This window comes from Tautonia plasticadhaerens, from assembly GCF_007752535.1.
Lineage (GTDB): Bacteria > Planctomycetota > Planctomycetia > Isosphaerales > Isosphaeraceae > Tautonia > Tautonia plasticadhaerens.
On the sequence record NZ_CP036426.1, the window covers coordinates 481,339 to 499,413 of the forward strand.

Sequence of the window (18,075 nt, forward strand, 5' to 3'; positions counted from 1 at the left end):
GCCGATCGGGCCGGCGTGCCTCGGCACGCCGGCCCGGACTTGACCCGGTCGCATCGGCATGCCATCGTTGGTCCGACTGTCGGCCCCGCGCCCCGCGTCGGGCCTCCGACCGGGATTCCCTGCCGATTGCGCGAAGGGCTCGACATGCGGCGATTCCTCCTCCCCTGGATCGGCATCCTCCTCCTGCACCAGCCCCCTCCGGTGGCCTCCCAGGGATCCCCCGATCCGGCGAGCGGAGGAACCGTGGCCGAGGACGAGAAGACGCCCGCCAGCGAGGGACCCGGGGCAGGCGAGGAGGAGGAGGAACCGGAAATCGAGCCGACCGTCACGCACCACACGCTCGAACTCGACGGGCGGACGCTCATCTATACGGCCACCGTCGGCACGCTGCCGATCAAGGACGAGCGGGGGGAGGAGACGGGGGAAGTCTTCTACGTGGCCTACACGCTCGACGGCGTGGAGGATCGGGAGTCCCGCCCGCTGATGTTCTCCTTCAACGGCGGCCCGGGCTCGTCGTCGGTCTGGCTGCACCTGGGGGCCCTCGGGCCGAAGCGGGTGCCGATGCCCGACGACGCCACCATCCCGGCCCCGCCCTACCGGCTCGTCCCCAACGAGCAGACCTGGCTGACGGAGGCGGACCTCGTCTTCGTCGACCCGATCGGCACCGGCTTCAGCCGGGCGGCCGAGCCGGAGAAGGAGGGGGGATTCTTCAACCTCCGGGGCGACATCGCCTCGGTCGGCGAATTCATCCGGCTCTTCATCACGCGCAATCGGCGGTGGACCTCGCCGCTATTCGTGGTCGGGGAGAGCTACGGGACGACCCGGGCGGCGGGGCTCTCGGAATACCTGGTCGACCGGGGGATCGCCCTCAACGGCGTGATCCTCGTCTCCTCGGTCCTCAACTTCCAGACGGTCCGATTCGGGGACGGCAACGACCTGCCCTACATCCTGTTCCTGCCGACCTACGCCGCGACCGCCCGGTTCCACGGGCGGTTGCCCGAGGCGTCGCAGGACCTGCCGCTGGCCGAGTTCCTCGACGAGGTCGAGGCCTGGGCCTCCGGCCCGTATGCGAGGGCCCTCCAGATGGGAGACCTCCTCTCGGACCGGGAGCGGGCCGACGTGCTCGATCGCCTCGCCGGCTACACCGGGCTCTCCCCGGAGTACCTGGAGGACGCCGGCCTCCGGATCGAGATCCAGCGGTTCTGCAAGGAACTCCTGCGCGACCGGGGCCGGACCGTCGGCCGGCTCGACAGCCGGTTCAAGGGGATCGACGCCTCCCCCGCCGGCGACACCCCCTCCTTCGACCCGAGCATGGCCGCCATCCGTCCCCCATATACCAGCACACTGAACCAGTACCTGAATGCCGATCTGGGATACGAGTCGGACGTGCCCTACTACATCCTTGGCGAGGGCGTCCGCGGCTGGGACTACGGCGTTTCCGGGGCCGGGGGCTACGCCGACACCGCCTCGGCCTTGCGAGACGCGCTGGCGAAGAATCCCCACATGAAGATCCTGGTCGCATCCGGGTACTATGACCTGGCCACGCCCTACGCCGCCACGGAATACACCCTGTCCCACATGGGCCTCGATCCGGAGCTGCGGGACAATTTCCGGGTCGAGGAGTACGAGTCCGGGCATATGATGTACATCCACGAGCCGTCGCTGGAGGCGTTGAAGGGGCACGTTTCGAGCTTCATCGGCGAGGCCGACGGGCTCTGAACCGCCCACCACTCATCCAGGCCAGGCCCCACCGACATGATCGCCTTCGACACCGACCGGGCCGCTCGGCTCCTCCATCGACTCGCGTTCCCCAGGGCCGTCGGGTCGAGGGGCGAGGCGCTGGCCGCTCGGCTGGTCGGGCGCGCGATGGCGAGGGCGGGCCGGCCGGTGGTCCGCGAGCGGTTCCCGGTCGGGACGGCGGCGAGGCGATTCGGCGTCCTGCCGGCGTCGATCGGGGCGATGGCACTCGTGGGGATGGGCCTGGCGGCCCTACCCGGGTGGCCGGAGATCGCCACGGCCTGCTTCCTCGCGGCCGGGTACGCGGTCAACGCCCCCTGGATCGTGGCGAGGTCGCCGGCCGAGCCGAGGCGGTCTCGGGTCTGGTCGGAGAACCTCGTCTCCTGGCCGGTCGAGGATGCCGGGGGGCCGTCCCCATCTCGCGTCGTCTTCCTGGCCCACTACGATTCGAAGTCGCAGCGGCTGCCGACCGGGGCACGCGTGGCGCTGGTCGTGTTGGCGACGAGCGGGTGCCTGGTGCTCGCGCTGATCGGGGCGGTCGAGGCCGCGGTCCCGGGCCTGATCGGCGTGGTGCCGGCGGCGGGCGGGGCGGCACTCGTCGGCGTCGCCGTGGCGGCCTTGATGTTCAACACGTCGGGGAATCGCAGCCCCGGTGCCATCGACAACGCCTCGGGGCTGGCCGTGATGCTGGAACTGGCGCGATCGTGGCGGCCCCGGGACGGCGTCCCGGTCGAGGTCGCGTTCGTGGCGACGGGGGCCGAGGAGGTCGGGCTCGACGGCGCCCGGGCGTTCCTCCGGCGGCACGAGTGGTGGCTCCGGGAGCGTCCGACGCTGTTGATCAACCTGGAGAGCGTGGGGGCGGGGGCGCGGGTCTGGCTCGCGGGATCGAACCAGGCGGTCGCGATGGCCGGGCGGGTGGCCGACCTCCTCGGCATGCCGACCGGCCGGCTCCGCGTCCTCGGCGCCGGCATGGACCACGAGCCCTTCGCCGCCGCAGGCCTCGACGCGGTGAGCCTGCTGGGGGATGTGGTTGCCAACTCGTTCGCCTTCCACACCCCCAACGACGGCGTCCGGCTGATCGATCGCGACGCCCTGGTCCGCGCCGGCTCGCTCGCCTCCCACCTGGCCCGGGCCTGGGCCGGACGCCATCGGCTCGACCCCTCGGGGGCCGACGAGGCCGGGCCCCTCGGGGTGACTCCGATCGGTGCATGACGTAGTGGTTTGGTGAGCCTGAACCTGCCGGGGGCCACGCGCAGTCCCCGGCCAACCTTCAACGGGAGCGAACCTCATGCGATCGAAACGATGGTCCCTGGCCGTGATCCTGGCGGCGATGGTCGCCGGCCCCGCATCGGCCCAGCTCTACCCCGGGCCGTTCATGAACATGGGCTGGGGAGGCTGGGGGAGCGGGGGCCGCGACCCCGGGGCCGATTACCTCCGCGGCGTCGGCTATTTCAACCGAGCCCAGGCCGACTACGACGTGAAGGAGGCCCAGGCGAGCGAACTCCGCGCCGAGGCCTTCGCCAAGTGGAACCAGGCCCTCGGCGAGGCCCGCAAGGCCAAGGAGATCCGGGACACCCAGCAGCGCGCCCGTGACGAGGTCGAGAATGCGATCCAGAATCGAGCCGCGCTGGTCGAGGCCGGCGTGCTGCTCAACCAGCGGCTCGATCACCTCGTCGAATTCCCGACCCCCGAGACCCACGACGCCCTGGCCGCGATCCCGATGACCCCCGAGGTCCTCCGCGACATCCCCTTCGAGAACGCCTCGGAGCCCATCACCGCCTGCCTCGACATCCTGACCCAGGAGGACGCCTGGCCCCCGCTGCTCAAACAGACGCCCTTCGACCAAGGGCGTCAGGCGCTGGCCTCGGCCGTCGATTCCGCCCTCGGGGAGGACCTCAGCGGGGCTCTCTCCGACGCGACCCGCTCGAAGCTCGACGGCGCGCTGAACGCCCTCCGATCGGCGCTCGACGCGGAAGAATCCGGCTTCCCGCCCGCCGGGGCGAACGACGCCGACCAGTTCCTCCGGACGCTCGGCGGGATGATCCGGCTGCTCGAGGATCCCCAGGCCGGCGCGGTGATCCGCCAGATCGAGTCGTTCAAGGGCGGATCGATGGCCGACCTCGTCGGGTTCATGCACGCCTACAACCTCCGGTTCGGCCGGGCGAGGTCCGACCAGCAGCGGGCGATCTATCGCCAGCTCGACGGCCTGCTCGCCAAGGTCCCCGTCGCCCGGGAGGCCGCCGACTCCGACGCGACCGGGCCCCTCGTCGAGCACAGCAAGCTCGTCGGCGACGCCGCGAAACAGGTCTTCTCCAGCCTGAGCTGGAAGGACCTCGACGCCGCCTCCGCCGACGGCCCGTGAGCCAAGACCGGGATTGAGCGATCCCGCACGGCCATCCCGATGCCGGGTGGCCGGGGCGGGTTCCTTGCCCTGCGTCCCGGCGCATGCCGCCGGGACGCATCTGGAATCCCGTCATCCTGACCCGGGGAATCGCCCCCGTCGGCCGGGAATCCCCACCCCGGGGACGGGGGACGGTCCCCGCCTTCAGCCGTCGAGCAGCGTCCCCGCGTCCCGATCGAGCGCCGCGACGGTCCAGCGACCGTCGCGGACGCGGAGGTCGTTGACCGCGACGTATCGGATGGCGATCCGGTGGTAGTCGGCCGGCGAGAATCCGTCGACGAGCGCCGTGATGAGCACCCGGATCACCACCCCGTGCAGCACCGCCACCGCCGTGCCGCCGGGGTGCCGCCCCGCCAGGGCGACGAACGGCGGCACGACCCGATCGCGCAGCTCCCGGTAAGACTCGCCCCCCTCGTGGGAGGCGTCGAGATCCCCTTCCCCCCAGCGTCGGATGTGCAGGTCGACCCGCTCCCGGGTCTCGGCGATCGATGCGCCGGACAGGGGCCCCATGCGCCGTTCGTGCAGCTCAGGGATGACGATCGGCTCCAACCCGCAGGCCGAGGCGATCGGGCCGGCGGTCTCCCTCGCCCGCCTCATGCCCGAGCAGTACACCGCGACGGGCCCCAGGCCGCGGATCCCCCCGGCGGCCTGGAGGGCCTGGAGCTGACCCTCGGGGCCGAGCCCGATGTCCGACTCGGCGCCATGGAAGCGGTCGGGGGCGGCGGTCTGGGCGTGCCGGAGCAGCAGCACTCGGGTCGTCGGGGGGAGGGCGGGTCCGAGGGCCATGGCGGTTGGGTTTCCCGGTGGGATCGGATAGAATCGGCCCATCTCTACGGCGAGTCGGGAGGGGGCCGGTGTCGTCCCACCTCCGCATGGTCGCCCGGTATCGTACCCGGCTCCCCGTCCCTCGCCGATCCCCCCGCGTCTCGCGACGAGCGAGGTCTCTCGATGGCCGCGATGCACAAGTTCCGGACGATCCTCCTCTTCGGCATGCCCGGCAGCGGCAAGGGGACGCAAGGCGCTGTGCTCGGCCATCTCCCCGGCGTGATCCACATCTCCAGCGGCGACCTGTTCCGCAAGCTCCCCAAGCACGGCGAACTCGGCCGGGAGGTGGTCGCCTTCACCTCGAGGGGGCTGCTGGTCCCCGATGACCTGACCATCCGCATCTGGGAGCGATACGTCCAGATCCTCACCCTCCAGGAGGAGATCTACCCCGGCTGCACCACCCTGGTGCTCGACGGTCTGCCCCGCAACCACACCCAGGCCGCGATGCTCGACGACATGCTGGACGTGATCCAGATCTTCCACCTCCGCATCAGCGACATGGAACAGGCCCGGGATCGCCTGGCCGCCCGGGCCCTCCGCGAGAACCGGCTCGACGACATCAACGATGAGGTCGTCCGGCGCCGGCTCCAGGTCTACGAGCAGGAGACGGTCCAGACTCTGGAGTTCTACGACCCGTCGATCATCTTCGAGGTCAACGCCTCGCAGACCCCGCTGAAGGTGCACGCCGACATCGTGAACCGCCTTAGCAAGATGGAGACCGACCGCGACTGCCTCTCCAACCCGCCCGACGTGGCCCTGGCCGCCCAGCAGGCCGCCGAGGCCGAGGCGCATCGGCTGGCCTCCTCGGAATGACGTCGAGCGGCCGGCCCGCACCGATCCGCCTTGACCGCCCCGTCGGGCCGGGTTAAAACCCTGTCGTCCGCCGGACCGATCCGGCGTCGGCGGACCATCCCAACCGACTCGATCCGCCGCGCCGAGGGACCGGACGCGATGGCCGACGCGACACGGAAGGTCGCCTTCCTGACCCCGCTCTATTTCGACGAGGCCTCCTGCATCGGCGGAGGGGAGCGGTACGCGACAAACATGGCCACGGGCCTGGTCGAGGCCACGGGGGGCCGGTACGAGGTCGAGTTGATCTCCTACGGCGTCTCCCCGGCCCGGCGTGTGCTACGCCCCGGCGTCTCGCTCCGCGTGCTCCCCGTGGCCAGGAGGCCGAGCGACCCGCTCGACGCCGTCTCCTGGGAGCTGCCCTCGGCGATCGCCGACGCCGACCTCGTCCACGTGCACATGGCCTTCAGCCGGTCCGGGGAGTTCGGCCTGCTCGCCGCCCGGCAGCAGCGCAAGGTCGTCTGCGCCTCCGACCACGGCGGCCACTCCAGCTGGCTCGGCGCCTCGCTCGGCAGCCTGGAGCTGGCCGATCGGATCGTCGCCTACTCCTCCTTCGGCGAGTCGCTCTTCCGCACGCCCACGCCGGTGGTCGTCATCCGGGGGGGCGTCGACGCCGAACGATTCGCGCCGCCCGAGCCGAGGCCGAGGCGCGACCGGGTGCTCTACGTCGGTCGGTTGCTCGCGCACAAGGGCATCGATCGCCTGATCCGTGCCCTCCCCCAGGGGCTGCCCCTGACCGTCTGCGGCCGGCCCTACGACCCCGCCTACTTCGCCCTGCTCCGCGACCTCGCCACCGGGAAGGACGTGACGTTCGTCACCGACGCCGACGACGACGACGTCCGAGACCTCTACGCCCGGGCCTGGTGCAACGTGCTCCCCTCCGTCCACGTCGACTGCTACGGCCGGCGCTACCGGGCACCCGAGCTGATGGGCCTGACCCTCCTGGAGGCCATGAGCTGCGAGACGGTGCCCATCGCCTCCCGGGTGGCCGCGATGCCCGAATTCATCCAGCCATACCAGAGCGGATATCTGTTCGACACCCCCGACGAGCTCACCGCCCTGCTCCTCCGGCTGGCGAACGAGCCGGAGACGGTTGAGCGGATCGGCCGGGAGGCCCGACGCCAGGTCCTCAGGGCCTTCGACCTGAAGGTTGCCGGCGCGAAGCTGGCCGGTCTCTACGACGAGCTGCTCTCCGCATCGACGCTGAGCCGGGGGACGATCGCATCATGAAGATCCTCGTCCTGAGCAATTTCTATCCGCCCGAGGTGCTCGGGGGCTTCGAACTCGCCTGCGCCCAGGCCGTCGAGGCCCTCAGGCGTCGGGGGCACGAGGTGCTCGTGGTCACCGCCGCCGCCCGGGGATATTGCCCGCCCGAGCCTCACGTCCGCCGCGCGTTCTCGATCGCCGACATCTGGAACCTCGACGCGATGGCACGCCGCCCGGCGGTCGTCCAGCGGCTGATGGACGCGGAGTCTCGCCTGATCAGCTCCTTCAACGTCCGGGCGCTGGCCGAGGCGGTCGACGCGTTCCGGCCCGACGTGGCCTATGTCCACAACCTGACCGGCCTGGGCGGCCTCGGCCTGATGGCGGCGCTCGGGCACCTGGGCGTGCCCTGGGTGTGGCAACTCGGCGACTCGGTGCCCTCCTACTGCTGCTCGCTCTGGGGGGAGGTGATGCCGGCGCTGGCGGAGCGGTTCGGCGCCGAGATCCGAGGGACCTTCATCGCCGTCAGCTCCCGCCTCGTCGCGGAGATCGAGGGGCTCGGGGTCCCGTTGCGGGGCCGGGTCGAGCTGCTCCCGTACTGGATCGACGGCCGGCCGGGACCGGTTCCCCGGCGATCGGTCCGCAACGGACCGCTTCGGGTCGTCTCGGCGGGACGGCTGACGCCGTACAAGGGGGTCGACGTTCTGATCGAAGCGGCAGGGCTGGTCCGCCGGTCGCGGTGGTCGGTGGAGATCGACTTCTACGGGGCCGTCTCCGACGTGGATCCGAACCATTATCCCGCCCTGCTGCAACAGCACGGTGTGGAGGACCGGGTCCGGTTCCTCGGCCCCCTCGACCACGCCTCGTTGATCGGCCGCTACGGCGATTACGAGGCGTTCGCGTTCCCCACCTGGGAGCGCGAGCCCTTCGGGATCGGCCCGATCGAGGCCGCGGCGCATGGCGGCTGCCTGCCGATCATCTCGAGGAGCTGCGGCCTGGCCGAGTGGCTGGTGCACGGCGTCCACTGCCTGAAGGTCGAGCCGACCGCCCAGGACCTCGCCCGGGCCTTCCTCGACCTGCTGGAATGGCGCATCGATCCCGGGCCGATCGCCGGGCGAGCCCGCTCCGCCACCTGGCGCGATTTCCACGTCGACGCCCTCGCTCCCCGGATCGAGGCCCTGCTGGCCGACGCCGCCTCCTCGGCTTCGCCCTCGGCCTCCGGGTCCCCGGACGAGGTCGTCCGCCTCGCCCGCCTCGCCGAGGGGCTGGCCCAATCGATCATCGCGGAGGCCGCTTGATCCGGCCCTTCGCCCGAAGAGGCGGTTGCTCCGTATCCTGTCATCCGGCATCGGCCCGGGAGGACCGACCCACCGTGCACGACTTCGCCTTCTACAACGCCGGCATCGACGACGCGACGGGGCCGAGGCGGGTGCTCGGCCTCGCCCGTCGCGTACTCCGGCGGATCCTCCGGCCGATGTTCTTCCACCAGGAGGCGATCTACCGCGACCTCCAGGGGCAGATCGACCGGCTTTCCGCCCAGCTGCAGTCGCTCGCTTCCCGCCAGTCGGCGACCGAGGCCCTCGGGTGGGACTACGTCGCGATGGCGCGCCGCCTCGCCGCGATCGAGGACGCCCTCGCCGATCGACGACCGGAGTACCCGATCCGGATTGGCCCCGACCATCGGATCGACCCCGGAACAGGTGAGGGAATCCCCGCTCCCAACCCTGCCGCTCGCGATGCGGCCCGGATCGGGTGATCGAGTCGCGGCCTGGGCCCGTCGGTGCGTCCCCTCCGGACCGGGCCTCGACGACCTCCCGGACCCCATGGAAGACTGCGGATCGGACATGACCATCGAGACGAGCCCGTCCCGCCGCGCCGCGCGGCCCCGATTCCCTTCGGGTCGACTCCCGGATCCGCACGACCGGTCGGGCGTCGGCGCGACTCGCGGGGAACGCACCGATCGCATGGGGGAACGCACCGATCGCATGAGGGTGCTCGTCGCGATCCCGACGACGAACCAGATGTATTCCGGTATCGGCCGGGCGATCGTCGAACTGTCCCGCCGGCTGGGTCGTCGGGTGGAGTTCACCTTCGCCCTGGATGACCGCGACCCGAGGTCGCTCCGCCGGGTCTGGGAACTCGCCGAGCCGATGGGGGCGTCGATGCTCGTCGGGCCGCATCGGTTCGAGCCGGATTGCGTCGAACCCTCGAATACCCGACTGCCCGAGATCATCGAGGAGTCCCCCTGGGACGCGATCGAGCTGGTCGGGTTCGCCAACGCCGCGACGGGTCGGGCGGTGCTGCGGCACATCGACGATCGCACCGCCCTCTGCTACACGCCGCACGACCAGCCGCTCTGGACCGTGCCGATGTCTCCCGAGCAGCGGGCCAACGTGGCCGAGGTCCACCGACGCGTGATCGAGCGCGCCGACGTCGTCCTGGCGGACTCCGAGGCCGAACGCCGGTCGCTCCAGCGGCTCTCGCCGCACCGCCTGAACGGCGAGACGTTGCCGCTCGGCTGCGATTTCGAATCCTTCGACGCCGGCCCCCTCGATCGGCCCCCGCAATTACTCTTCGTGGGCGACCTGGCCGAGATCCGCAAGCGGTTCGACCGGGTGATCGACGTCTTCTCCCGGGTCCTGGAACGGCGGCCGGAGTACCGACTGGTCGTCATCGGCAACCGCAGCGCCGAGTCGGCCGACCTCATCCCCGAGGCCATCCGCACCGCGGTGGATTTGCGCGGTTACGTGAGCGAGCCCGAGTTGCGACGGGCGTACGCGTCGAGCCGATCGCTCGTTCTGCTCTCGGACGTCGAGGCGTTCGGCCTGCCGATCCTCGAGTCGCTCGCATGCGGTACGCCGGTCCTGCTCGGGCGGTTGGACACGACGGAGAGCCTGTTCGACGGGTTCCCCGGCGTCCATTTCTGCCCGCTCGACGACCCGGAGGGGACCTTCGAGGTGGCGGACCTCCTGCTGGGCGACTGGCGATCGGCGGTCGCCTCGGCGTGCGCCGACCGGCGGAGGCTGTGCGCCGAGTTCGACTGGGGCCGGCTCGCCGATCGCAAGTGGCGGGCGCTCTCGGCCGCATGGGCCAGGCGGAATGCGTCGACCGCGCTCGGTCCCCGGGGCGGCCCACCGGGCCTCGACCGGGCGGATGCGGGGGGCCGGCCATGCCGATGATCTCGTATGCCCAGAACGCGGAAGACGTCCTGCTCCGGAGGCTCTTCCCCGAGGGGAGCGATGGGTTCTACATCGACGTCGGCGCCAGCGACCCGATCCACCACTCGGTCACCAAGCACTTCTACGACCGGGGCTGGCGGGGGGTCAACATCGAGCCGATCCCGCAGATGCACCGGGCCCTCTGCGCGAATCGGCCGCGCGACGTGAACCTGAACCTCGCCGTCTCCGACCGCGACGGGGACCTGACGTTCTACCAGGCCCCCGGCGTCTTCAGCTGGTCCGCATCGAAGCAGCTGCTGGTCGAGGCCTTTCATGCCGATCCCGGCCAGGTGATCGCCTCGGAAATCCCCGTCGCCACCCTGGCGAGCCTCTGCGAACGCCATGTCGGCGGGACGAGGACGATCGACTTCCTCAAGATCGACGCGGAGGGTCATGAGGCCGAGGTCGTCCGGGGAGCCGACTGGGGCCGATGGAGGCCGAGGGCGGTCGTCATCGAGGGGGCCCATCGTCCCTGGGAGGCGACGCTGCTGGCGGGCCGATATCATCACGCGAAGTTCGACGGGATCAATCATTATTACATCAGGGACGAGGACCGCGACCTGATCCCTCGGCTCGCGTCTCCCGCCAACGTCACCGACGATTTCCTCTACTACGAGCATCTCGACCGGGAAGTGACGCTTCGCCTCGATCGGGACGCGACCCGCACCCAGCTCGACGAGGTGCACGGCCTGCTCTACGAGAGTCGACAGGAGGCGGGGCGGCTGTCCCGGGAACTGGACGAGTCACGCCGGGAGTGTCACGCGCTTCGACTCCGCCTCGCCCGGTTCGACGACCTCGGCCCGACGGCCCTCGGGGTCGCCCGACGGCTCCGACGAATCTCGGCGCGTCATCGTGGCCTCGCCAGGCTGATGAGGCCCGTCCTCGTCGGGGCGGCCGAGGTCGACGGCGGGCATCGCATCCCCACCGGAAAAGGAACGTGAACATGGCCGAGGCCCAGGCGAGACGGATCGAGCTGTTCGGTCTCGAGATCACGGGAGACGACGTGGTCCTCGACATCGGATCCGGCACGGGGGGCGACAGCCGCCTGGCGGGCTCCGTGGGCGCCGACGTGATCGCGGTCAACATCGACCCCGGCGAACTGGAGTCGCTCGGCGAGCAGATGAAGGATGTCCCGGCCCGGTCCTTCCGCCCGGTCCTGCACGATTGCGACGCCGGGCCGATCCCCCTGCCCGATGGCGTCGCGTCGGTGATCATCGCCAAGGAGGTGATGGAACACCTCGACGCGCCCGATCGATTCCTCGCCGACCTGGAACGGCTCGGCAGGCCCGGGGCCCGCTACCTCATCACCGTCCCCGACCCCGGCTCCGAGGCCCTGCTCAAGGAGGTCGCGCCGCAGCAATACTGGGAAAAGCCGTTGCATCAGCATGTCTTCGTCAGGGAACAACTCGACCGGATGCTCGGCGTCGCCGGCCTGGAGCTGGAACGCCGAGGATTCACCGGCGCCTACTGGTCGATGTTCTGGACGCTCCGGGAGCTGGTCGGCTCGCCGTACTTCCCGGGGCATCCGACGCACTCGACGCCGCCGCCCGAGATCGCGGCCTGGGACCTGATCTGGGAGTCGATCCGGTCGTCCCCGAAGGCCGCCGGGGTGATCAATCGGCTCGACGAGCTGATCCCCAAGAGCCAGATCGTGCTGGCGAAGAAGCCCAAAGCCGCTGCGGCGGCGTGACGCGGCCACCGCCGATCTGTCCCGGCCCCAGCCCATTCCCGGACCCCTGCCATGCTGGAAGCCAATGTCCCGGCCGTCCTGTCCCGCATCGCGGCGGGCCACCGGGTGCTCGACGTCGGGGGATGGGCGCGGTGCTTCAATCGGGCCGATTACGTCATCGACAAGTTCCCGTTCGAGACCCGGGGGACCCGCTACGCCGAGAAGCTCGGCCTGCCCGCGCAAGGGGGCGAGGTCGAATCCTTCTCGGCGGAGACGTGGGTCGCTCGGGATCTCTGCGACCGCGAACCCTGGCCCTTCCCGGACAAGTTCTTCGACTTCTGCACCTGTTCGCACACGCTCGAAGACATCCGAGATCCGCTCTGGGTCTGCTCCGAGATGCGTCGGGTCGCCCGGGCCGGCTACATCGAGACCCCGTCGATGGCCTTCGAGCTGACCCGGGGACGTGAGGCGGGCGTGCCGGTCGGCCTGTCGCACCATTTCTGGGTGGTCGAGGTCGACGGCCCGACGATCACCTTCCACCCGAAGCTGCATAGCCTGCACGGTGACCCCCAACTCAGCCTTCCTCCGGTCGTGGGGGCAGCCTTGCCCCCCGAGACCCAGGTGAGCTGGCTGTTCTGGGAGGGAGACTTCGTCAGCCGGGAGGGCTGGCTGCACCGCGAGCTGGTCGAGCGATTCGTCTCCGGATTCGCCCTCCCGGAGGATCTCCCGCGGGCCGATGGGGCATCTCCCGGATCCGACGCTCGCGTCTTCGAACTGACCCGGGCGAACGACGACGCCAGGGCCTTGATCTGGCAGTTGCGTGCGAGGCTCGAGGAGGCGGAGCGGCAGTGGGACGCCTCCCGGGCCTCGATCGAGGTCCTCGAAGGGCAGGTCTCCCGCGTCCTGTCCGCGTTGCACGCCGTCGCGGCGGAACGCGACGAGGCGATCGGCCAACTGGACCGGGTCGAGGGGATCGGCCCGTCGGCACTCGGGGTCGCCCGACGGCTTCACCGGATGGGGACGCGGCATCCGGGGCTTAAAGCCTTGCTGAAGCGCGTGGTCCGGGCGGCGTGAATGCGGCCCGGCCCGGCGCGCCCCCACTCGGGTCGAGCGGGGACGGGCCCGGGCCGAGGTGGGTCGACCGATGGGACCGCAGGCCGATCAGACCTGATCCGGCACGACGTAGGGGGCGCGGTAGTCGCGCCTGAGCATCGCATTGGCCTCGGAGTCGTCGACGAACGACTCGGTGGCCGGGTCGATGTGCAGCTTGCGGCCCAGTCGGAGGGCGATGTTGCCGAGGTGGCAGAAGGCGCTGGAGAGGTGGCCCTGCTCGATCTCGGCGTTGAGGGTCGAGCGGTCCCGGGTGCGCACGGCTTCGATGAAGTTGGCGTAGTGGTCGCCGCCGCCGGATCCCTTCGGGCCCGGCTCCATCTTGTGGCCGAAGTAGGTCTGCCAATCGGTGTAGCTGGTGATGGTCAGGATGCCTTCGGTGCCGAAGAAGATGTCGCCGATCTTGATGCCCATCTCGTCGTTCGAGGGGAGGCCGCGGACCTCGAATTGGAGCAAGACGTCGTCATATTCGAAGTTCACGGTCTGGGTGTTGGCCGTCTCGCCGTCGTCCTCGTAGCCGTATCGGCCGCCGGCCGACTGGACGGCCTTCGGGAACTCGTCCTTGCCGATGCCCCAGCGGGCCAGGTCCATCTGGTGGATGCCCTGGTTGCCGAGGTCGCCGTTGCCGGTGTTCCAGACCCAGTGCCAGTTGTAGTGCAGGATGTTCGGGTTGTAGACCGAGGCGTCACCCGGCTTGTGGAACTCGGCCGGGCCGGTCCAGAGGTCGTAGTCGAGCCCCTCCGGCACGGGCTGGAGCTTGCCCTGGCCGATCGACCCCCGGGGCTTGTAGCAGAGCCCCTTGGCCATGTAGACCGTCCCGAGCTTCCCGGAGCGGAGGAACTCCATCGCGTCCTGGATGCCCTTGTGGCTGCGGCACTGGGTCCCGCACTGGACGATCCGGTCGTACTTGCGGGCGGCCTCGACGAGCTGCCGGCCCTCCCACACATTGTGACTGACCGGCTTCTCCACGTAGGCATCCTTGCCGGCCTGGCAGGCCCAGATGCCCATCAGGCTGTGCCAGTGGTTCGGCGTGGCGACGGAGATGATGTTGATCTCCGGGTCGTCGAGCAACTCTCGGACGTCCCGGACGAGCCGGGGTGCCGAGCCGTCGGCCGACTCGATCGCCTTCATCGCGTTGCCGACGACGTTCTCGTCCACGTCGCAGACGGCGGTGATCCGGACCCCCTGGTCCTTCTGGCCGAGGAAGCCCCGGACGTGGTCCATGCCCCGCCCCCGGACGCCGACCACCGCGACGTTCAGCGAGTCGTTGGCGCTGGTCACTTTCCTCGACGGCCGGGGCTCGGCGGCGGCCCGGGCGGCGGGGGAGGCGCTCAGCGCGGCCATGCTGGCGGCGGAGGCCCTGAGGAAGTCTCGGCGTTGGTACGGACGCATCATTCGGGACTCCGGTCGGTTCGTGGAGAGGGTGGAATTGCGCGATGCCTTCATCAGAACGTTGGACTCCCGACGGGTCAAGCATCGAGCCCGGTCCGGTCGCTCCCCCTGACGGCTTGCGGGGCACCCCTGGAGTCCCTGGCCGCCACCATCCGGGCGACCCGGATCAGCGCGGGGCCCTTCGCGTCGTGCGATCGGCCGACCCGAACGGTGAGTCGATCCGGCCGACTTGCTGCGGCTCGGCCGACCGAATCGCGGCGGCTCAGCCCACCAGGATCGGCGGATCCGGGGCGTGCGGGTATTCGACCGGCGAATAGGCGATCGCCAGTTCGGGCGTCTCGACGCGGCGTCCCCCCCGGGACCGGGACGTGAGCATGCGGTCGAGGATGCCGGAGGTCAGGAGCGTGCGTTCGACCGGATAGGTGGGCGCCCCCGAGTGGATCATGCGCTCGATCGCCCGCAGCAGGAAGGCGAAGTGGGGGTAATGGGGCTCGTCGCGAAGCTCGATCTCGCAGGCGGTGGGTGACGAGTCTCCGGCGGCCTTGAAGGCGACGCTGAACCCGGTGGCGAAGCCCGGGAGCATGAGGACCCCGGCCCGGAACCCGTCCTCGTATTCGAACCGGATGAGCGCGGACTCTCGGCGGCCGCTCTCCCGCCAATCGGCCCCCGGTCGCGAGGGGGTGACCCGGAGTGCCGCCTCGATCAGGTCGGCCGGCACCTCGTGACCGTCGATGGCCTCCCAGAGGGCCTCACCCTCCAGGCACTCGACCCATCGGACGCCGACCTCGCCCCCCCGACGGCGTTCCACGAAGGCCTGGAGCGCCTCGATCGCGTGGTAGCCGTAGTCCTCGAGCGGCCCGTAGCCGATCGCCAGCGCCCCCTTCAGGTCGCTGCCCATCGGCACCGATACGTCGGGCTTCCGGTAGGTGACGGGCAGCGACGAGCCGGCCATCAGCGGGATGCCCCGATCCCTGGCGGTCTCGTACATGAAGAGCGCATCATCCCAGGCGGGGCCGAGGTGCTTGTCGTTGAAGACGGGGACGACCCGGCCGTGGGCCCGGAACGCATCGGCGACCTCCTCGAAGAATCGGCGACGCGGGTAGAGGCGCTGGCCCTTCGTGTTTAGGGGATAGTCGCCGTGCTCGCCGACGCAGAGGACGCCGTCGATCGCGACGGATCCTGTCCCGAGGGTAATCGCCTCCTCGATCGTCCCTACGACCGGCACCCCGTGGCGGGCGGCCAGCTCGACGCCGAAGTCGCTGGCCTCGGGCTGATCGATGAAGAGGGAGCCGAGGCGGAGGTCGGGGCCCGGGCCGCCCTCGTGCCGCCAGCCTTCGAGGATCCGGCCGACGAGGACATCGGCATGGCTGTTCGGCCGGTAGACGGTGACAACCGCCGCCACCGTCTTCGGCTCCCGGCCCGACCGGGCGGCGACTCCGAGTGTGCCCGCCCCCAGGAGCGGGATGCCGGCCATCCCGCCCAGCCAGGCCCGTCGCGAGAGCTGATCCGATCGACTCATGAACTTTCCTCTCGACCCGGGCGCCATCGCGGGTGACCGGGAGCGGACCTCAGCGTCCCTCGCTCCCGATCGGGATCTCGATCGTCAGGTCCTTGCGGAGGAACAGGCAGGTGCCGCCGGCCTGCTCGCAGACGTTGTAGAGGGCGAAGGCGTCCAGGCGGGCCGTCCCCGAGGTTGAGGGGGGGATCCGCACCTCGAAGTCGAGGTGGCGGGTCTCGCTCGACTCGGCGCCGACCCCCGGCTCGGCCTCCATCAGCGGAGTGTCGACCGTCCATCCCTCGGGCGCCGATGTCCACAATTGCAGCGGGGTCGATTCGTTGTTCCAGTACGCCGATCGAGTCGAACTCGGCCGGAAATAGACATGGACGCGGGCGGCCTCGCCGGGACGGACCCGGGGGGGGATGACCACCACCTCGGCCTCGATGAGTCTGGTCGCGTCCCGGTTGATCCGGCCGTCTGGGTCCGGATTCACCGGGGGAGCACCCTCGACGATGACTTCGCGGACCGGGGCGGCGATCTCCGAGCCCGAGGGCTCCTCCGAGAGCGCGATCGGCGTCTCCCCCCGGGCCGAGATCTCCGCCCTGGCCTGCACGACCCAGTCGTAGAACGGATACGGCTTGGCGAGCCGGGGCCCGTACTGCTCGATCCGCCTCCGCCAGACGTATTGATTCGGGTCGATCGACAGGGCCCGGCTCCAGGAGTCGACCGCCGCCTGGAAGTCGCCGTCCCTCCGGCCGGGGGACTCGTGCCGCATCCGGAGCGCGACCCCCAGGCGGAACCATGCATACTTGTCCTCCGGGTCGATCTCGATCGCCTTCCCATAGGCCTCGACGGCCTCGTCCACCCGCCCGATACCGCCCCAGATCGCCAGGGCATCACCGGCCGATCGCCAGGCGTCTGCGTCCCCCGAACCCTCGGCCGATCGGAGCAGCGCATCGGCGTCGGGCATGCCGGGGGCATGGTCGTCCTCCGAAGGGGGGCCGTCATCGGTGAAGGAGTTGTCCAGGAAGTCCTCCTCGAAGGTCTCCGGCCGAGGCCCCTGGAGTCGGACGATCCCATGCTCGTCGACCGCCCGGACGATCGGCACGGCCTCGGATTTCAGGAGGTTGATCGGATCGTGGAGGATCGGCCAGCCGAACTCCTTCCACTGCGCGAACAGCCGGCAGCGGTCGGCGTGCTGCTCCTGGGTCACGCCCAGCAGCACCAGGCGGCCGTCCTCCACCCACTGCTTAGTCCGTTCGTGCCAGACCGGCACGTGCGTGCGGCAGCCCGCTCACCACGAGGCGAACTGGATGAGCAGGACCTTCTTGCCCCGGAGGTCGGACAGGGAGACCGGCGAGCGGCCGTCGATCCTCGGCAGGGTGAAGTCGGGGTGGCGGCGGCCGACCCGCACGTCGTCGGCCCGGGCCGACGTCGAGGTGCCGAGCACCATCCCGAGGAACGTCATGGCGAGGGTCCAGATCCGCATCGTCGGTCTCCCATTCGGGTCATCCGGTTCAGTCGAAGGCCCCGGCGGCCTCGATCAGGGCGTCAGTCGTGTGGCGGTCCCGGTAGCCTTCGAGGAAGAGCTTGGCGCGGATCACGCCATCCTCGTCGAGGATGAACGTCCCGGGCCGGGGGATCCCCTCCAGCCGCCCCGTTCCCTCCTCATTGAGGACGTTGTACGCGACGATCGTCTCGCTCTCGGGGTCGGAGAGCAGCGGGAACGTGATCTCCGAACGGCCGGAGAACCGTTCGAGGATCGCCACGTCGTCATAGCTGATGCCGATCACCTGGATGCCGGCGTCTTCGATCTCTTTCAGGTCACCTTGCAGCTGGACCAGCTGCCTCTGGCAGAACGGTCACCAGTCGGCCGATCGATAGAAGACCAGGGCGACCTTCTTCCCCTCGCCGAGGAACTCGTCGAGCGAACGCCGCTCGCCCGACTGATCCGAGAGCGTGAACCTCGGGGCCTGGCTGCCGACCGCCAGGCCGGTCTCCTCCCCCTCGACGCCGGCCGGGACCGGAGCCTCGATCGGGCCCGGGGACTCGGCCGCCGGGGATGCCTCCGCATCCCGATGCTGCCCGCAGGCGCCCCCCGTGGCCACCGCCAGGATCCCCGCCAGGCCGGCGGGCACGATCCGTCCGATCATTCGAATCTCCCCTCGGATAG

At 70.4% G+C, this 18,075-nt stretch carries 17 protein-coding genes and 1 pseudogene; 11 read left to right on the forward strand and 7 right to left on the reverse strand.

Features of this window, described 5'->3' with window-relative positions; all coding sequences use genetic code 11:
• Positions 1-144: 144 nt before the first annotated feature.
• The 3 genes from ElP_RS01800 (at position 145) to ElP_RS01810 (ending at position 4,099) form a co-directional block, all read left to right on the forward strand.
• Positions 145-1,719 carry a S10 family peptidase gene (locus ElP_RS01800; RefSeq protein ID WP_145266694.1) on the forward strand — a complete coding sequence of 525 codons (1,575 nt, stop codon included), beginning with the start codon at positions 145-147 and terminating at the stop codon, positions 1,717-1,719.
• A 36-nt stretch (positions 1,720-1,755) separates the two neighbouring features.
• On the forward strand, positions 1,756-2,949 hold the full coding sequence (locus ElP_RS01805; RefSeq protein ID WP_145266696.1) for a M28 family metallopeptidase: 1,194 nt from the start codon (positions 1,756-1,758) through the stop codon (positions 2,947-2,949).
• 76 nt (positions 2,950-3,025) lie between these two features.
• Positions 3,026-4,099, forward strand: coding sequence for a hypothetical protein (locus ElP_RS01810; protein ID WP_145266698.1), 1,074 nt, complete (start codon positions 3,026-3,028; stop codon positions 4,097-4,099).
• 183 nt (positions 4,100-4,282) lie between these two features.
• On the opposite strand, the gene ElP_RS01815 is transcribed toward ElP_RS01810, so the two are convergent.
• The gene (locus tag ElP_RS01815) at positions 4,283-4,924 is read right to left on the reverse strand and encodes a histidine phosphatase family protein (RefSeq protein ID WP_197446645.1); all 642 of its coding nucleotides are present in this window, start codon (positions 4,922-4,924) and stop codon (positions 4,283-4,285) included.
• A gap of 162 nt (positions 4,925-5,086) precedes the next feature.
• Between ElP_RS01815 and ElP_RS01820 the strand changes: the two genes are divergently transcribed.
• The 8 genes from ElP_RS01820 (at position 5,087) to ElP_RS01855 (ending at position 12,976) form a co-directional block, all read left to right on the forward strand.
• Positions 5,087-5,776, forward strand: a complete 690-nt coding sequence (locus tag ElP_RS01820) for an adenylate kinase family protein (RefSeq protein ID WP_145266702.1) — start codon at positions 5,087-5,089, stop codon at positions 5,774-5,776.
• A gap of 138 nt (positions 5,777-5,914) precedes the next feature.
• The gene (locus ElP_RS01825; RefSeq protein WP_145266704.1) at positions 5,915-7,042 is read left to right on the forward strand and encodes a glycosyltransferase family 4 protein; all 1,128 of its coding nucleotides are present in this window, start codon (positions 5,915-5,917) and stop codon (positions 7,040-7,042) included.
• Positions 7,039-8,313 (forward strand): glycosyltransferase family 4 protein, encoded by a 1,275-nt coding sequence (locus ElP_RS01830; RefSeq protein WP_145266706.1) that lies wholly within the window; start codon positions 7,039-7,041, stop codon positions 8,311-8,313. The genes ElP_RS01825 and ElP_RS01830 overlap by 4 nt, the downstream gene beginning before the upstream one ends.
• A gap of 74 nt (positions 8,314-8,387) precedes the next feature.
• A complete protein-coding gene (locus tag ElP_RS01835; RefSeq protein WP_145266708.1) occupies positions 8,388-8,771 on the forward strand; it encodes a hypothetical protein in 384 nt (127 codons plus the stop codon).
• A 208-nt stretch (positions 8,772-8,979) separates the two neighbouring features.
• Positions 8,980-10,194 (forward strand): glycosyltransferase family 4 protein, encoded by a 1,215-nt coding sequence (locus ElP_RS01840; RefSeq protein ID WP_197446646.1) that lies wholly within the window; start codon positions 8,980-8,982, stop codon positions 10,192-10,194.
• Positions 10,185-11,174 carry an FkbM family methyltransferase gene (locus ElP_RS01845; RefSeq protein WP_197446647.1) on the forward strand — a complete coding sequence of 330 codons (990 nt, stop codon included), beginning with the start codon at positions 10,185-10,187 and terminating at the stop codon, positions 11,172-11,174. Before ElP_RS01840 ends, ElP_RS01845 begins: the two co-directional genes overlap by 10 nt.
• 2 nt (positions 11,175-11,176) lie before the next feature.
• Positions 11,177-11,923 (forward strand): class I SAM-dependent methyltransferase, encoded by a 747-nt coding sequence (locus ElP_RS37525; protein ID WP_231749772.1) that lies wholly within the window; start codon positions 11,177-11,179, stop codon positions 11,921-11,923.
• 51 nt (positions 11,924-11,974) lie between these two features.
• Positions 11,975-12,976 (forward strand): methyltransferase domain-containing protein, encoded by a 1,002-nt coding sequence (locus ElP_RS01855; protein WP_145266714.1) that lies wholly within the window; start codon positions 11,975-11,977, stop codon positions 12,974-12,976.
• Between the two features lie 87 nt (positions 12,977-13,063).
• On the opposite strand, the gene ElP_RS01860 is transcribed toward ElP_RS01855, so the two are convergent.
• From ElP_RS01860 to ElP_RS40935, 6 genes and pseudogenes are all read right to left on the reverse strand, one after another.
• Entirely contained in the window at positions 13,064-14,407 is a 1,344-nt protein-coding gene (locus ElP_RS01860) for a Gfo/Idh/MocA family protein (RefSeq protein ID WP_197446649.1), read from the reverse strand.
• A 259-nt stretch (positions 14,408-14,666) separates the two neighbouring features.
• Entirely contained in the window at positions 14,667-15,923 is a 1,257-nt protein-coding gene (locus ElP_RS01865) for a hypothetical protein (protein ID WP_145266716.1), read from the reverse strand.
• A 49-nt stretch (positions 15,924-15,972) separates the two neighbouring features.
• Positions 15,973-17,145: a tetratricopeptide repeat protein gene (locus tag ElP_RS01870; protein WP_145266718.1), complete on the reverse strand. Its 1,173-nt coding sequence runs from the start codon at positions 17,143-17,145 to the stop codon at positions 15,973-15,975.
• A 51-nt stretch (positions 17,146-17,196) separates the two neighbouring features.
• A complete protein-coding gene (locus ElP_RS01875) occupies positions 17,197-17,391 on the reverse strand; it encodes a peroxiredoxin family protein (protein ID WP_145266720.1) in 195 nt (64 codons plus the stop codon).
• Positions 17,392-17,419: 28 nt separating this feature from the next.
• Positions 17,420-17,752 (reverse strand): annotated as a pseudogene (locus ElP_RS40930) (redoxin domain-containing protein); the annotation flags it as partial.
• A gap of 12 nt (positions 17,753-17,764) precedes the next feature.
• Positions 17,765-18,055: a thioredoxin domain-containing protein gene (locus tag ElP_RS40935; protein ID WP_145266724.1), complete on the reverse strand. Its 291-nt coding sequence runs from the start codon at positions 18,053-18,055 to the stop codon at positions 17,765-17,767.
• Between the last annotated feature and the right edge of the window lie 20 nt (positions 18,056-18,075).